This is a genomic window from Exiguobacterium sp. s130 (assembly GCF_018619055.1).
In the GTDB taxonomy this organism is placed as follows: Bacteria; Bacillota; Bacilli; order Exiguobacteriales; family Exiguobacteriaceae; genus Exiguobacterium_A.
In genome coordinates, this window is record NZ_JACSNI010000002.1 from 339079 (window position 1) to 354138 (window position 15060).

The 15060-nt window shown below is 46.3% G+C and carries 17 protein-coding genes; 13 read left to right on the plus strand and 4 right to left on the minus strand.

Annotated features, from left to right (window positions below; all coding sequences use genetic code 11):
• Positions 1 to 41: 41 nt before the first annotated feature.
• Positions 42 to 548: an NUDIX domain-containing protein gene (locus HZS85_RS05695; RefSeq protein ID WP_214854230.1), complete on the minus strand. Its 507-nt coding sequence runs from the start codon at positions 546 to 548 to the stop codon at positions 42 to 44.
• The gene (locus HZS85_RS05700) at positions 535 to 1092 is read right to left on the minus strand and encodes a GNAT family N-acetyltransferase (protein ID WP_214854233.1); all 558 of its coding nucleotides are present in this window, start codon (positions 1090 to 1092) and stop codon (positions 535 to 537) included. Before HZS85_RS05700 ends, HZS85_RS05695 begins: the two co-directional genes overlap by 14 nt.
• Before the next feature lie 141 nt (positions 1093 to 1233).
• Between HZS85_RS05700 and HZS85_RS05705 the strand changes: the two genes are divergently transcribed.
• From HZS85_RS05705 to HZS85_RS05730, 6 genes are all read left to right on the plus strand, one after another.
• Positions 1234 to 1491, plus strand: a complete 258-nt coding sequence (locus HZS85_RS05705) for an RNA polymerase sigma factor (protein WP_035407462.1) — start codon at positions 1234 to 1236, stop codon at positions 1489 to 1491.
• Positions 1492 to 1738: 247 nt separating this feature from the next.
• Positions 1739 to 1939, plus strand: coding sequence for a cold-shock protein (locus HZS85_RS05710; protein WP_023468529.1), 201 nt, complete (start codon positions 1739 to 1741; stop codon positions 1937 to 1939).
• Positions 1940 to 2021: 82 nt separating this feature from the next.
• On the plus strand, positions 2022 to 2387 hold the full coding sequence (locus HZS85_RS05715) for a nuclear transport factor 2 family protein (RefSeq protein WP_023468530.1): 366 nt from the start codon (positions 2022 to 2024) through the stop codon (positions 2385 to 2387).
• A gap of 124 nt (positions 2388 to 2511) precedes the next feature.
• Positions 2512 to 3576 (plus strand): 3-phosphoserine/phosphohydroxythreonine transaminase, encoded by a 1065-nt coding sequence (gene serC / locus HZS85_RS05720; RefSeq protein WP_214728281.1) that lies wholly within the window; start codon positions 2512 to 2514, stop codon positions 3574 to 3576.
• Complete coding sequence (locus tag HZS85_RS05725; RefSeq protein WP_214854236.1) at positions 3577 to 4734, plus strand: phosphoglycerate dehydrogenase; 1158 nt, start codon at positions 3577 to 3579, stop codon at positions 4732 to 4734. It abuts the gene before it with no gap.
• A 14-nt stretch (positions 4735 to 4748) separates the two neighbouring features.
• A complete protein-coding gene (locus HZS85_RS05730) occupies positions 4749 to 5951 on the plus strand; it encodes a DUF1015 domain-containing protein (RefSeq protein ID WP_214854239.1) in 1203 nt (400 codons plus the stop codon).
• 55 nt (positions 5952 to 6006) lie between these two features.
• Here the strand turns inward: HZS85_RS05730 and HZS85_RS05735 are convergent, their stop codons facing one another.
• A complete protein-coding gene (locus HZS85_RS05735) occupies positions 6007 to 7779 on the minus strand; it encodes a glycoside hydrolase family 13 protein (RefSeq protein ID WP_214854242.1) in 1773 nt (590 codons plus the stop codon).
• Positions 7780 to 7973: 194 nt separating this feature from the next.
• On the opposite strand from HZS85_RS05735, the gene HZS85_RS05740 reads away from it, so the two are divergent.
• Both HZS85_RS05740 and HZS85_RS05745 read left to right on the plus strand, forming a co-directional pair.
• Complete coding sequence (locus HZS85_RS05740) at positions 7974 to 8687, plus strand: YebC/PmpR family DNA-binding transcriptional regulator (RefSeq protein ID WP_214854245.1); 714 nt, start codon at positions 7974 to 7976, stop codon at positions 8685 to 8687.
• A gap of 246 nt (positions 8688 to 8933) precedes the next feature.
• On the plus strand, positions 8934 to 9227 hold the full coding sequence (locus tag HZS85_RS05745) for a hypothetical protein (protein WP_023468536.1): 294 nt from the start codon (positions 8934 to 8936) through the stop codon (positions 9225 to 9227).
• A 40-nt stretch (positions 9228 to 9267) separates the two neighbouring features.
• On the opposite strand, the gene HZS85_RS05750 is transcribed toward HZS85_RS05745, so the two are convergent.
• On the minus strand, positions 9268 to 9519 hold the full coding sequence (locus tag HZS85_RS05750) for a hypothetical protein (RefSeq protein WP_023468537.1): 252 nt from the start codon (positions 9517 to 9519) through the stop codon (positions 9268 to 9270).
• A 357-nt stretch (positions 9520 to 9876) separates the two neighbouring features.
• Between HZS85_RS05750 and HZS85_RS05755 the strand changes: the two genes are divergently transcribed.
• Genes HZS85_RS05755 through HZS85_RS05775 form a run of 5 tightly spaced genes read left to right on the plus strand, consistent with a single transcriptional unit; the run spans position 9877 to position 15022 of the window.
• Complete coding sequence (locus HZS85_RS05755; protein WP_214854248.1) at positions 9877 to 12282, plus strand: Na+/H+ antiporter subunit A; 2406 nt, start codon at positions 9877 to 9879, stop codon at positions 12280 to 12282.
• Positions 12279 to 12719: a Na(+)/H(+) antiporter subunit B gene (locus HZS85_RS05760; protein ID WP_214854251.1), complete on the plus strand. Its 441-nt coding sequence runs from the start codon at positions 12279 to 12281 to the stop codon at positions 12717 to 12719. The genes HZS85_RS05755 and HZS85_RS05760 overlap by 4 nt, the downstream gene beginning before the upstream one ends.
• Before the next feature lies 1 nt (position 12720).
• Complete coding sequence (locus HZS85_RS05765; protein ID WP_023468540.1) at positions 12721 to 13062, plus strand: Na(+)/H(+) antiporter subunit C; 342 nt, start codon at positions 12721 to 12723, stop codon at positions 13060 to 13062.
• On the plus strand, positions 13055 to 14542 hold the full coding sequence (locus HZS85_RS05770) for a Na+/H+ antiporter subunit D (RefSeq protein WP_214854254.1): 1488 nt from the start codon (positions 13055 to 13057) through the stop codon (positions 14540 to 14542). Before HZS85_RS05765 ends, HZS85_RS05770 begins: the two co-directional genes overlap by 8 nt.
• Before the next feature lie 3 nt (positions 14543 to 14545).
• Positions 14546 to 15022, plus strand: a complete 477-nt coding sequence (locus tag HZS85_RS05775) for a Na+/H+ antiporter subunit E (RefSeq protein WP_023468542.1) — start codon at positions 14546 to 14548, stop codon at positions 15020 to 15022.
• The last annotated feature ends 38 nt before the right edge of the window (positions 15023 to 15060 follow it).

Below are 15060 nucleotides of genomic sequence, written 5' to 3' on the forward strand. Positions count from 1 at the left end.
CATGAACTTTTTTTAGTAAACAACAAAATAATGTTCGGATTTTAACAATATTGTTGTTGTAAATCAGTCAACCATTGTTCTTCCCACTCGAAAAAACTCGATGCCTCCGATTTCTCAAACACTTGATCAGGATAAGGCAAGGCAAGTGGCGGACGCTCATTTTTTGGAAAATAAGCCAGTTGCTTAGATTCCCCATCAATGGCCTCGAGCGTCCCACTGACTACCTCACATTCGAACATCGTTGCTACATACTCGACCTCGTTTCCGTCAGGGTACGTAAGTCGAAACGATTCCCCACCAAATGTCGCGATTAGTCGGACGGGTCGAACGAATAGACCCGTTTCTTCATAGACTTCGCGAATGACTGCTTGTGCAGGGGATTCTCCTAGTTCAATCGCCCCGGCAGGTAAACTCCAAAACGGACCACCTGGATCCTGGAAAAGGATATGCCCTGCTTCGTTTCGAATGATTGCTGCGACGCATGGTGTAAACAGACGTTGTGTTCCGACATATCGCCGTAGATTGGCATAATAATCAGAGATTGGCATGACGTGACTCCTCCCGGTCTTCTTTTAATAGAGCAAACAGAATAAAATCTTCCCAGGCATCATTGATGAAGAGATTTTGTTTCGCGATTCCTTCTTTACGAAATCCGACTTTTTCAAGAACTCGGATTGATCCGATGTTCCCCGGCATGACCTCAGCACGAATCCGGTGGAACTGATGGACATCAAATAGATGGTCTACGAACAATCCGACTGCTTGAGCCATAAATCCTTTTCCGCCATAAGCTTCATCTAACTGATAGCCGATCATGCACGTCTCGGCTGGTCCACGCTGGATGAACATCGCTGAGACATCGCCAATCAATTGATCATTCTCCGTTAAATAAACACCGTAAGCATAATACGCATCTTTTTTCATCAACTCTTGATGACGAAAAATTCGTTCACGCTGCCCCTCTAACGTGTACTGTTCAGGTAACGGCTTAACTGGCATCCAGTATTCGAAGTGTTCACGATTTCGTAAGTTCATCTCAAGAATAACTGCCGCATCATCTAAGACATACGGGCGAATATATATAGGTAACATCATTTTTTCTCCTTTAGATTATTATCTTTAGTTCAAGAAGTTTGCGTGTTTCATAATTCATCCAGCGGGAATCTACATAATAGTTCATTACATTACAGTGACAGCATGCTATAAAGAAAACTGTCGAAGAAGGAGTGACCTATGTATTCAGACACTGATTTGCTCAATCAAATCAAACGGCGTGATTCTGTTGCGCTCGAACGATTATACGATCGTTACGAAAAAACACTCTTTCTTTTATTTCGTCGTACACAGGTTGATGAAGCACTTATTCATTCTGCAATGACCGAGTTATTCCGCACTGTTTGGGAACAACCGACACGTTACCCGAACTTCCAAGGATTCATTTTGCATACATTACGACAACTCAGTAGTAAAAGAGAACATATTCCGACTTAATTGAAAGAATCAGTTATACTCTTTCGACACAGGTAAAATGAACCCTTTAAATCAATGATGTATTTAGAGAAGAACAGCTTACTTTGTTCTTTTTTTGTTTTGTCCTTTCTTTTTCGATACGGGCATGCTATATTATTAAGTAATTATTGTTGTTCGGTGGAGATACGAAGTGTTTCACTTTATATTCGATGAAATTGATCACGGTAGTAATAATCAGTGTGCCAGTCACACGCAGGAGGCAATACACATGGAACAAGGTAAAGTAAAATGGTTTAACGCAGAAAAAGGATTCGGCTTCATCGAGCGCGAAAGCGGAGACGACGTATTCGTACACTTCTCAGCAATCCAATCTGAAGGTTTCAAATCACTTGACGAAGGTCAAGAGGTTTCTTTCGAAGTTGAAGAAGGTCAACGTGGACCACAAGCAACTAACGTTGTAAAACTTTAATTTCTTTTAGACCCTGCTCACGCAGGGTCTTTTTTTGTTTATATATGCTACACTAGCGATTCAGGAAGAAAGGAGATGTAACATGACACTCGAACAAACGATGCAACACCTTCAAGATGCTATGCTAAAAGGAGATTTATCACAAGTCTCGCATCTATTATCTCCCGAATTTACGTTCATCGATGCATTAGGGCGGTCATTTGATGCCGAGACCTACCTCGATCATTACGTGGATCCTGCAAACATCCGCTGGTTATCCCGGACCGATGATTTTTCATACATTGATCATTTCGAAGATACGGCAATCCAGTATAGTTTGACAGAAGACCGATTTGAATACGGGACAACTCAATACGTTGGTCGTTTCCGGATCGTATCCATCTATCGTGCTACGTCAGATGGTTGGAAATGGCACTTTGGTCAATTGACATCTCTTGATCCTTCGTAACGGATTCAAGGGATGTTTTTGTTTTCATTTTCCATTCATCGTCAGTTGGAATTGCTTCTCATTTTTCATTCCGTTACACTTGAGTGGTACATATTTTCTGAAAATTCAAGAAGGAGTGTTCCTCATGACGGTTTATAACTTTTCTGCCGGTCCAGCAGTCCTTCCTGCCCCGGTCCTATTGAAAGCTCAATCCGAGCTACTCGATTATGAAAATTCAGGACAATCCGTTTTTGAAATGAGTCATCGTTCGCCAATCTTCGAATCGATTCGGGAGGCAGCTGAACAATCCTTACGGAGACTGATGTCGATTCCCGATTCGTACTCCGTATTGTTTCTTCAAGGAGGAGCTACACTTCAGTTCGCGATGTTACCGCAAAATCTGGCGACGAAGACCGGACGGATTGATTTCATCGATACCGGCGGCTGGTCGACGAAGGCGATTGCAGATGCCAAACTGTACGCCACGGTCAACGTGCTCGCCTCTTCCGCTGATCACGGATATCGCTTCATTCCAGAAGGTCCGTTCACGTCAACAGCCGACTATTTGCACATCACTTGGAACAATACGCTCGAAGGGACGACTTATCAGACACCGCCTCATGTCGATGTGCCACTCGTCGCTGATGTCTCGTCATCGATTTTGTCTGAACCATTGCCAATCGAGTCATTCGATGTGTTGTATGCTGGTGCTCAAAAAAACCTTGGTGTCGCTGGTTTAACGGTCGTCATCGTGAAGAACGAGTTGCTTGATCGTGTTCCTGACACGATCGGTGCCTACTTACGGTATGACATCCATGCCAAACAGCGATCTCTTTATAACACGCCACCGACGTTTAGTCTTTATATGACGAAATTAGTGCTCGATTGGATTGAAGAGACGGGACTCGAGACGATCGCGGCACGAAACGTCTCACAAGCGCGCATGTTATATGAAGCAATTGATCAATCCGATCTATTTCATAACCATGTAGCCGTCAAGGATCGAAGCCGGATGAACATTCCATTCTCGACTGGAAGCGAATCGGAAGACGCTGCTTTCTTGAACTTCGCTGCGCGTCACGATTTGATCAATCTTGCCGGTCACCGCTCGATTGGTGGAATGCGCGCGAGTCTTTACAATGCGATGCCGACCGAAGGGGTTACGGCACTGCTTCATATCATGCACCGTTTTGAACAGGGGGAACGCTAAATGTATCAAATTCAACTATGGAACGATTTATCGGATAAAGGATTAAAACGATTCACAGACGACTATCACGTCCAGCGGGAAACGGAGCAACCAGACGCCTTTCTCGTCCGCAGCAAGGATTTACATGACATGCGCTTCCCGGATAGTCTTAAAGCCGTAGCCCGAGCTGGCGTCGGTGTCAATACGATTCCACTTAATCAACTTGCGAATCGCGGGATTCCTGTCTTTTCGACACCAGGCGCTAATGCAAATGCCGTCAAGGAACTTGTCATCGGCAGCTTATTCTTAACGGCGCGAAAGCTCGTCCCCAGTCTACTTTGGACGAACAACTTACGCGGACCGGATATTCCGGAGCGGATTGAAGCGAACAAAAAACAATTTGTCGGAACGGAGTTGCTCGGGAAACGAATCGGGATCGTAGGACTTGGAGCAATCGGCGCGAACTTAGCCAACACTCTCCATGAGCTTGGCATGACCGTTACAGGCTATGATCCACATATGTCCGTTGAGTCCGCTTGGCGTGTCTCAAATCAAATTCAGCGGGCAACACAGCTTGAGGATCTGCTCGCGACAAGCGACTACATCACGTTGCATCTTCCGCTCGTTGACGCTACGAAGGGTTTACTCGATGCATCACTCTTGTCGAAGATGAAGCACGGCGCGACGTTGCTCAACTTCTCGCGTGGCGAACTCGTCGATGAACAAGCGTTAGCCGATGTACTCCGGTCTGGTCGTCTGGCTAATTATGTGACGGATTTCCCGAATGCCTTCATCTTGTCCCTTCCACGGGTTATCGCTTTGCCGCATATCGGGGCATCAACGAGTGAAGCGGAGGAAAACTGTGCCATCATGGCGGTCGATCAACTGCGTCTGTTCCTTGAGACAGGAAACATCCGTAATGCTGTCAATTTCCCAGCTGTCGAGTTACCGTTCACCGGAAAACGACGGATTACGATTGCTCACCATAACATTCCGAATATGGTCGGTCAAATTGCCTCCGTGTTAGCACAAGAGTCGATCAATATCGCGAATATGATCAATGGTAGTAAAGATGCTATTGCCTATACGATCATCGATATCGACAACCATGCGGACGAGTTGATTTCGCTCGACCGACTGAATCAAATTCCTGGCGTCTTGAAAACACGTCTACTTTAAAAGGAGTGATCCCCATGCCAACGTTCGAACCTTTTGCCGCGTTACGACCGGATTCAAAATATGCAGCAGATTTTGCTGCTTTGCCCTATGATGTTTATTCGCGCGAAGAAGCACGGTCTGAGATTCGTCGTCATCCGCTGTCTTTTTTACGGATCGATAAAGCAGAAGCCACGCTTCCGTCATTAATCGCTGAAGATGATCCACGCGTTTATCAGCAAGCAGCTCTCGCCTTCGAAGAGAGTCAAACAAACGGCATCTTACAGCTCGACACGGACGAGACGTATTATATCTATCAACTGTCTGACGGGACACATACACAATCCGGTTTCGTCGGATGTGTTTCCGTTAGCGATTATGAAACGAATCAAATTCGTAAACATGAGTTCACGCGTCCGGACAAAGAGCGCGATCGTGTCCGACATGTCGAACATCTAAAAGCTCATACTGGACCTATTTTACTTGCGCATCAAACGGATGCCCAGCTTCAAGAAATCGTCTCGACGATTACTGCAGGTGATTCCCTATACGACTTTACTGTCGATGGAATCACACACCGAATTTTTAAAGTCATCGATCGCCATCATCTGTTGACGATCGGAAGCCAGTTCGCACGCCACGACGCCCTCTATATCGCTGATGGTCACCATCGCGCTGCAGCGGCAGCCGTCGCTGCCAGTCGGACGGATCAGGAAGAAGCCCAACGCTTCCTTGGTGTCTCCTTTCCGCAGGAACAATTGCGAATCCTCGGCTATCATCGTGTCGTCGAAGATCTGTACGGTCAATCCGTCGTTGATTTTCTCGAACGTCTAGCCCATCGCTTCACGATCGCCAAAGGACGTGCCGAACAAACAAAACGTCACCAAATCGAGATGTATCTCAATCGGCAATGGTATACCCTTTCGTACGATTCTGAACGAACAGGGACGAAAGCGAATCTCGACGTCTCGATTTTACAAGAAGAGTTATTGACACCGTTACTCGGTATCGAAGATCCACGAACGGACGCACGTATCCAGTTCGTCGGTGGTCATAAGGGGTATGCCGGTCTTGAGCAAATCGTGGATTCCGGACATGCCGCGGTCGCTTTTCACTTGCATCCGACTTCGATCGAAGATTTAATGGCTGTGGCTGATGCAGGAGAAGTAATGCCCCCGAAGTCGACTTGGTTCGAACCGAAGCTTCGGAGTGGTTTACTGATCCATCCGTTTGATTCGTAATGCACACGCACTAAAAAAGCAAGTCATGGATATCGCATCCACGACTTGCTTTTTCTTAAACGTGTCGTAAAAGAAGAGCTGACACAGCTTTTACTTGAATAGTTCCCGATAACGTCGTTGCATCTAACAGACTTTCATACGTTCCCTCAAGCGAAAGAGATTGTGCCTCTTCACTTACGTTGACAACGAGCAAGTAAACCTGTTCGCCCTGACGTCGCTCGACGACAAATGTCTGTTTTGTATCATCGATCCTTTGGAAATGATACGTTCCGGAATTTGCTAAAACCGGATGCTGTTTTCGAAGGGCGATCAACTGTGCAGCGTGATCGAACAAATCACGGTTCTGCTTCGTCTCATCCCATTCCATGCATGCACGGTTGGCCGGGTCTTGTCCGCCCATCATTCCAATCTCATCGCCATAATAGATGACGGGTGAACCCGGAAACGTCAACAGTGTAGTGAAGAGTAACTTCATTCGATCGATATTCCCTTTCGCACGCGTTAGAGCACGCGGCGTATCATGCGAGTCAATCAAATTGAACATGACCTCGTTGACATTTTGAGAATGCCAGTTTAAATTCCGGATGACTGCATGTGAGAAATCACGAACGCTCGTCTCGCCCGTCGCAAAACAAGTCAAAAAGCTCTCTGTCAAACCGTAATTCATAACGGCATCAAATTGATCGCCGAGGAGCCATGGTTGTGAATCCGTCCAGCATTCACCGACGATATAACATGTTCCGTTCGCAGCCCGGACTTCCTTTCGAAAATCACGCCAAAACGCATGATCGACTTCACTAGCGACATCCAGACGCCAGCCGTCAATTCCGAATTCCTCGACCCAGTAACGTCCGACGTGAAGCAAATAGTCTTTGACGTCCGGATGGGCAGTATTCAACTTCGGCATGTTCCGTTCAAATGCAAACACTTCATAGTTCGGGATCGACGGATCGACCGGGAAAGAGTCAATCGTGAACCAGTTGACAAATTTTGAGTCTTGTCCCTTTTCTAAGACATCCTGAAATGCTGGGTGCTCTTCACTAATATGATTAAAGACGGCATCGAGTAATACGCGGATACCGTTCTCATGCAGCACATCGATCATCTTACGGAACGTTTTTTCGTCACCAAAGGCAGGATCAAGCTTTAAGTAATCAAGCGTATCGTATTTATGATTCGATGGTGCTTCAAACACTGGACAGAAGTAGACACCGGTGACGCCGAGCCGTTGTAAATGATCGACGTGATCGATGACCCCTTGAAAATCTCCACCGAAGAAATTCTGAAAAGCTGGTGCTTCACTTCCCCACTCCTTCGTTCCCGCTGGATCGTTCGCCCGGTCACCATTCGCGAATCGTTCCGGGAAAATTTGATACCAGACCGTATCTTTCACCCAATCCGGTGTATCAAAGACATCCGTCGCATGAACATATGGAACAGAAAAATAATAGCCCGGATGATCGAGTGGCGCTTCGTCATACCAACCGCGTTCGGTCAAAACGGCTGTGGTTTCGCCATGAACCTCGAACCCATACCTTACCCGCTTCCGTTCTGGACGGATTGCAATGAACCAATAGTCGTACGTCGCGTCACTTCCATTGTATTGCATCGACTTCTGTTGCACTTTCCAGGATTTTTCTTTCTCCGGATCAAAATTCCAATCTCGATCTTCTTCTTTTTCCGCTTCCCATTCATACGGATCACCATATATCAATTCAACTTTTTCAATATCGTCTTTAGCCGTCATGAGTCTAATATGAACGGTCTCTTGATCATAGGCATAAACGAATGGTGATAATGCGCGATGAACTACTCCAGCCTGGTTCAAATACTGTCACTCTCCCTTAAATTGATATTTCTCTATCGGTAAAGTTCCTTTCTTCCGCATCACTTAAACGCATTTAGTAGAAATTCAACTGTTCGACCGACATTTTAGTTCAGTCTGTCAGGTAGTTTAAGGTATACTGATAACGCATAGGAAATCAGGGATTTCTGATATTACGGAAAGAGAGTGGATATGAAATGGGTCGTAAATGGAACAACATCAAGGAAAAAAAAGCATCAAAAGACAAAAATACGAGTCGGATCTACGCAAAGTTCGGTCGTGAGATTTATGTAGCGGCTAAACAAGGTGAACCCGATCCAGAATCAAACCAAGCATTAAAGGTCGTTCTCGAACGAGCGAAAACATACAACGTGCCACGTGCCATCGTCGATCGGGCGATTGAAAAAGCAAAGGGTGGAGCGGAAGAAAACTACGATGTCTTGCGTTATGAAGGATTCGGTCCAAGCGGTTCAATGGTCATCGTCGAAACGTTGACGAACAACGTTAACCGGACGGCTTCTGACGTTCGTGCTGCATTCGGAAAAAATGGTGGAAACATGGGCGTGAGCGGATCCGTCGCTTATATGTTCGATGCGACGGCAATCTTTGCCTTTGAAGGTAAAACTGCAGATGACGTTCTCGAATTGATGATGGAAGCGGATATTGATGTGCGCGATATCCTCGAAGAAGACGAATCTGTCATCATCTACGCTGAGCCGGAACAATTCCATGCTGTACAAGAAGCGTTGAAAGCTGCAGGGATTACCGAGTTCTCCCTTGCTGAACTGGTCATGCTCGCCCAAAACGAAGTCGTGTTGTCTGAAGACGACGTCGCACAATTCGAGAAGATGATTGATGCACTTGAAGATCTTGAGGATGTGCAACAGGTGTACCATAACGTAGAGTTATAATCAAAAAGACAAGAGGATGGTCACGACCATCCTCTTGTCTTTTTGATTATACAGTTTCTGTATCGGCTAACGCCCGCAATCGGTTACGCACCGTCTGTCATCATCATAAAGTATGAAACGCGTTTCATAACAAGATTAAAAAAGATTCATTTTTGATGTTTATTTCTTCAATTTAATGGGAAAAGTAATATTCGGAGTTGATTATAACTTATCTTGTTTTGGAAGAAATAAAGGGAGGAACGAACGATGACATATTCTTTGATTGAAACATTCAAACACATCGTAAGCGAGGCAACTAGCTTTAAGCGCGTTGATTTCGGGGGTTACGATATTTATATGCAGACGACGGATGGACGAACGATTACGGCACACATCCGCTATGATGGTGGTGGTACGGACTTCAATGAAGCTTATTTAATGCTTGAATCGAGTACTGGTCAACGTCGCACAGCGACCTTAACGCTTTATCAATTCGAACATCTCTCTTCTTATACTGCACATAGTGAACGGACACGTGCCCTAGTCACAACAAGTGCTTAATGACCATAAAACACGCCTCTCATTCGAGAGACGTGCTTTTTTAATTTTCTTCTCGCTCGAGGCGTTCGAGTTCTGCGTGCGTTTGTGGGAATCCATTCGCTTGCCAATCTGCCCGATGAATGGAATCAAGTTGTGTCAGCCCGACTTCAGCCGGATCGCGTTTCGCGTCGACACTTGGACGATGATCAATATCGTCTGAAGTTGTTTTTCGTTGTTGGTATTGTTGATAGGCGATTGTCGCAATCGCCGCTAGACCACCTAAAATGACACCTGTCTTGAATGTTGCTCGCATGAAAGTTCCCCCTCTATGGTCATTAGTTGTGCTCTAGGTAGATGTACCCGAGTTACTTGAATTTGAATCATTCTTCTCATGGATCAACGTGTTATTTGAAAAAAATCAAAAAAAATTTCAGCCTATTTCTGCCGTGTTCCTACATATTTAATAATCAAGAGAGAAAATGGCTCTATCCCTTATGCTTCAACGCTTCACGTCATGCAAGAAGGAAAAAAGTACGCTATACTTGATTCAGAAACATCTTCGACGAACAAAATGAATTGTGTCTTCTACTGGACAGTTCCGAGCTTCAACAGCTTGCGTTCGCGTCCCTTTTTCATTTTTGGTCGTCGATGTCACAAAGGAGGGAATTTCGTGTCCGTGATGCACGGGGCTATTTTACTGCCCATATTGATCAGTCTTTTCATTCCGCTTCTAGCGAAACGCCTTCCGAACATTCATACCGGTTGGTTTGTACTTGTCGTACCTGTACTGCTCGTTTCGTATTTCAGCCGCTTTCTCGCTGGTACGATGTCAGGTGAGACCTTTACGGCACGCATGCCGTGGATACCATCGCTCGGTATCGATTTCGTCACGTATCTCGACGGACTCGGCTTATTGTTCGCACTATTGATCACAGGAATCGGCTCACTCGTCGTTCTTTATTCGATTTTTTATTTAGATGCGAAAAAAGAATCACTCGGAACATTTTATGTTTATCTGTTGATGTTCATGACCGCCATGCTTGGCGTCGTGCTGTCAGATAACATGATCGTCCTCTATCTGTTCTGGGAATTAACGTCGATTTCGTCGTTCTTATTGATCGCCTATTGGTACGAGCGGGAACGTTCTCGTTACGGCGCTCAAAAATCGATGCTGATCACCGTCTTCGGTGGACTAGCGATGCTTGGGGGAATCGCGATTCTCTCAACACTCAGTGGATCGTTAAGTATTCGTGAGACCTATGCGTCGCTTGAATCGATTCAAGGTGAACCCTTCTTTTCGGTCGCCCTCGTTTTATTCTTGCTAGCTGCCTTCACGAAATCGGCTCAATTTCCGTTCCACATCTGGTTACCGGATGCGATGGAAGCACCGACCCCTGTCAGCGCCTACTTGCACTCGGCAACGATGGTCAAGGCAGGGTTGTATCTTGTCGCTCGTTTCAGTCCGATTTTTGCGGATGAGTCGCTCTGGTTCTATCTCGTCTCATCTGTCGGAATATTCACCTTATTCTGGGGTTCACTCAATGCGGTGAAACAACATGATTTGAAAGGAATCCTTGCTTACTCGACGATTTCTCAGCTTGGATTGATCATGTCCTTGCTCGGACTCGGAGCAGCCGCCTTGCACGTCGACGCGTTAGATGACGGATTATATACGATTGCGACAGTCGCTGCGATCTTCCACCTGATCAACCACGCGACGTTTAAAGGCAGTCTCTTCATGATGGCGGGAATCGTCGATCACGAGACTGGTACTCGCGACATTCGGAAGCTCGGTGGTCTTGCGCAACTCATGCCGATTTCGATGACGATTGCGATGATCGGGACCCTTTCGATGGCGGGGATTCCACCATTCAATGGTTTCTTAAGTAAAGAGATGTTCTTGACAGGTGTACTTCAAGTTTCAGGATCTGACTTGTTCCACTTACCGTCTTACGGTTGGATTATTCCTGTACTCGCCGTCGTCGGAAGTATCTTTACATTCGTCTATAGCATCTTGATCGTCCGCAGAACGTTCTTCGGTAAGCGTCAAGACGACAAGTTACCGAAAACACCACACGAGGCACCGATTGGCATGTTGATTCCACCTCTCGTCCTCGTCTCGCTCGTCGTCATCATCGGACTCTTCCCGAATATATTATCGGATACGTTGATTCGACCGGCAGTCGAAGCGATCTTACCGCAAGTCGTTGATGCGGGTGGCAAGATTGATGTGCATATTTCAATGTGGCATGGATTCAATACTGAATTATTCCTGACACTCGTGATCATCAGTGCTGGCATCATCTTGTATAAAACACTCCCACGTTGGCAATCGTTTTACAACCGGATGCCTCATGCCATCTCCTTGAATCATCAATATGACGCTTTGTTACGCCGTGGTGAACAGACCTCGACAAAGATCCATGATACGGTCATGACCGGATACATGCGGTCGTATCTCGTCTACATCTTCGGATTCATCGTCATCTTGATTTTGACGGCATTATACGGGTTTGATGCCTTCCGCTTCGCGGTTGATCCCATCAGCACGATTGACGCGTATGAGATCATCCTTGCACTCGTTCTCGTTTCGAGTGCACTCTCGATCACCTTTGCGCGTTCACGACTGACATCGATCATCTTGCTCGGTGTGACAGGTTATACGGTCGCTCTGTTCTTCGTCTTATTCCGAGCGCCAGACCTTGCTTTAACACAACTCGTCATCGAGACAGTATCGGTCGCTTTGTTCCTGCTCGTTTTCTATCGTTTACCGGAAATCAGCCGGAAAGAAGAGCGCATCCCGTTCAAGCTCGGCAATGCCTTGATTTCAGCACTCGTCGGATTGACAGTGACACTCGTCGCCCTTGCTTCTCTCAGCCAACGATCGTTTACTTCAATCGCCAAGTATTACATCGATAACGTCGCTGATCTTGCCGCTGGCGGTAATATGGTCAACGTCATTCTCGTCGACTTCCGTGGCTTCGATACGTTGTTTGAGATTGCCGTTCTCGCACTGGCTGGAATCGGTATTTACACGATGATTAAATTCAGACGAAGAGGAGGGATAGATAAATGAAAAAGCAGGCAAAAAAGCATACGAATGACGTCATCTTAGAGTCCGCGACTTCCTTTATCACGTTCATCATCTTCCTGTTTGCTGTCTACTTGTTCTTTGCTGGACACTACACGCCAGGTGGCGGATTCATTGGTGGTCTCGTGACGGCTTCTGCTCTTGTTTTGATCCTACTTGCTTACGATATCAAGACATTGCGCCGGATTTTGCCATTCGACTACAAATGGATCACGGCTCTCGGTATGTTGATTGCCGTACTGACGGCGTCAGGAGCGCTTCTGTTCAACGTACCGTTCTTCACACATGCACATGATTATTTCAACCTGCCGTTGTTCGGCAAGACATCGCTTCACACCGCGATGCTGTTTGATCTTGGAGTGTATCTTGTCGTCGTCGGTGTGACGATGACGATTATTCAAACGATTGGGGAGAGTGATTAATATGGAAATCATCATGGCGATCGCCGCAGGCATCCTGACGATGTGTGCCATTTATCTCATTCTTTCGAAAAGTATTCTTCGCATTATCATCGGAACAGGGTTGCTCAGCCATGCTGCCCATCTGCTTGTCATGACAATGGGTGGACTAAAACGAGGCGCTGCTCCGGTTTTAAAGGACGGCGTGACTTCCTATACGGATCCACTACCGCAAGCACTCGTCTTGACCGCCATCGTCATCAGCTTTGGTGTCACTGCCTTCTTCTTGGTACTCGCTTATCGTGCCTATCAAGAACTCGGAACCGATAATATCGAAGAAATGAAAGGAACCGATTCGAATGATTAACTTACCGTTATTACCAATCATCATCCCGTTGTTGACGGGTGTCATCTTGATGTTTTTCCCGCGACACCTCAAAGGACAACGAATCGTTTCCCTCTTTTCGACGATTTTGACTGTCTGTGCCTCCATCTATCTTGTGCTGACTGTCCGGTCGAACGGCATCTTAACAGTCACACTCGGTAGTTGGCCAGCACCTTTTGGTATCACGCTTGTCTCTGACATGCTATCCGCTTTACTCGTCACGACGACGAGCATTCTTGTTCTTTGTATCATCTGGTATGCCATTGTCTACTTGAGCGTTTCCTATCAACGGTACTACTATTTCATTGCCGTTCAATTCCTGCTCGTTGGTGTCAATGGTGCCTTTACGACAGGTGATATTTTTAACATGTTCGTCTTCTTCGAAGTTTTCCTGATTTCGTCTTATGTCTTGATCGTTCTCGGCGGGAAACCGGCACAGTTACGAGAATCGCTGAAGTATCTTTTGATTAACGTCATCTCGTCCGCATTATTCGTCATGACGGTTGCCTTCTTGTACGGTATCATCGGATCGCTCAGCATGGCGGATATCAGTCAAAAGATTTCAGAAGTCGGACAACCGGCAATCCTAAACGTCATCGCCTTGTTATTCTTGATCGTCTTCGGATTAAAAGGTGCGATCTTCCCGCTTTACTTCTGGTTACCTGGTTCTTATCAAGTACCACCGACGCCTATTCTTGCTTTGTTCGGTGCCTTGCTGACGAAGGTCGGAGTCTACGGGATTTTACGGACGTATAGTTTGTTCTTCTCAAATGAGATTGGAACGATTCATCAAATCTTAAGTATCCTTGCACTCAGTACGATCGTCATCGGGGTGATCGGTGCGCTCGCGACACGAGATGCGAAGCAAATCATCATCTACAACATCATCGTCGCAGTCGGAGTCATCTTGTACGGGGTTTCCCTCATGACACCGCAAGCGCTAGAAGGTGCGATTTTCTACCTTCTTCATGATATGTTGATTAAAGCCGCTTTATTCCTACTCGTAGGAATCATGGTCGGCATTGCCGGCTCGAGTAAGCTGAAAGATATGGGCGGGATGATCAAAGCCTATCCTGTATTAGGTTGGACGTTCTTCATCGCGGCGTTATCACTTGCCGGGATTCCACCGCTCAGCGGATTCATTGGGAAATTCCTGATTGTTCGTGGTGGTATTGAAGCCGGTGAGTTGATTGGACCAATCATCGTTCTACTATCCAGTCTACTCGTCTTGTATTCGGTCGTTCAATTGTTCATGCGTGCCTTTTGGGGAACACCGAAGACCTACTCTGGTGATAAACAAGCGCTTGTTCCAAAGCTGCTCGTTCCTACGATTGCCTTAGTTGCGCTCAGCGTTCTCTATGGAGTAGGTACTGAGGCGATGCGTCCACTGATTCAACAAGCCGTCGAACCGTTGACGAATCCAACGCTCTATATCGATGCCGTACTAAAAGGAGGTCGTTAATTCATGGCATTTCAAGTCTTGCTCAACTTATTTCTTGCATTCTTGTGGATGTTTCTCTCAAACAATTTCTCGGCCTCCGGTTTCGTCATCGGTTACGCGCTAGGGCTGATTGCGATGTTCGCTTTCCGTCGCGGCTTCAAAGGTCGCTTTTATCTCGGACCTGTCGTCGCACTCGTCCTATTGTTTTTCCGCTTTCTCTACGAGCTTGTCGTCGCGAACATCGATGTCTTGAAAATCATTTTAAAGCCGAAGTTAGATATTCAACCTGGTATTTTCGCCTATGAGACCGAACTCGATCAACCGTGGCAAATCACGTTGCTGTCAATGCTGATCACGCTGACACCGGGAACGCTTGTCGTTGATATCTCGGATGATAATAAGACACTCTACATTCATGCACTCCACATGCCAGAGGTCGATGAAGCGGTCGCTTCGATTCGTGATAGTTTTGAGAAAGCCATTCTGGAGGTGAGTCGGTGATGTTCGATATTTTAATCTATATCGCACTCGGGGGTGTC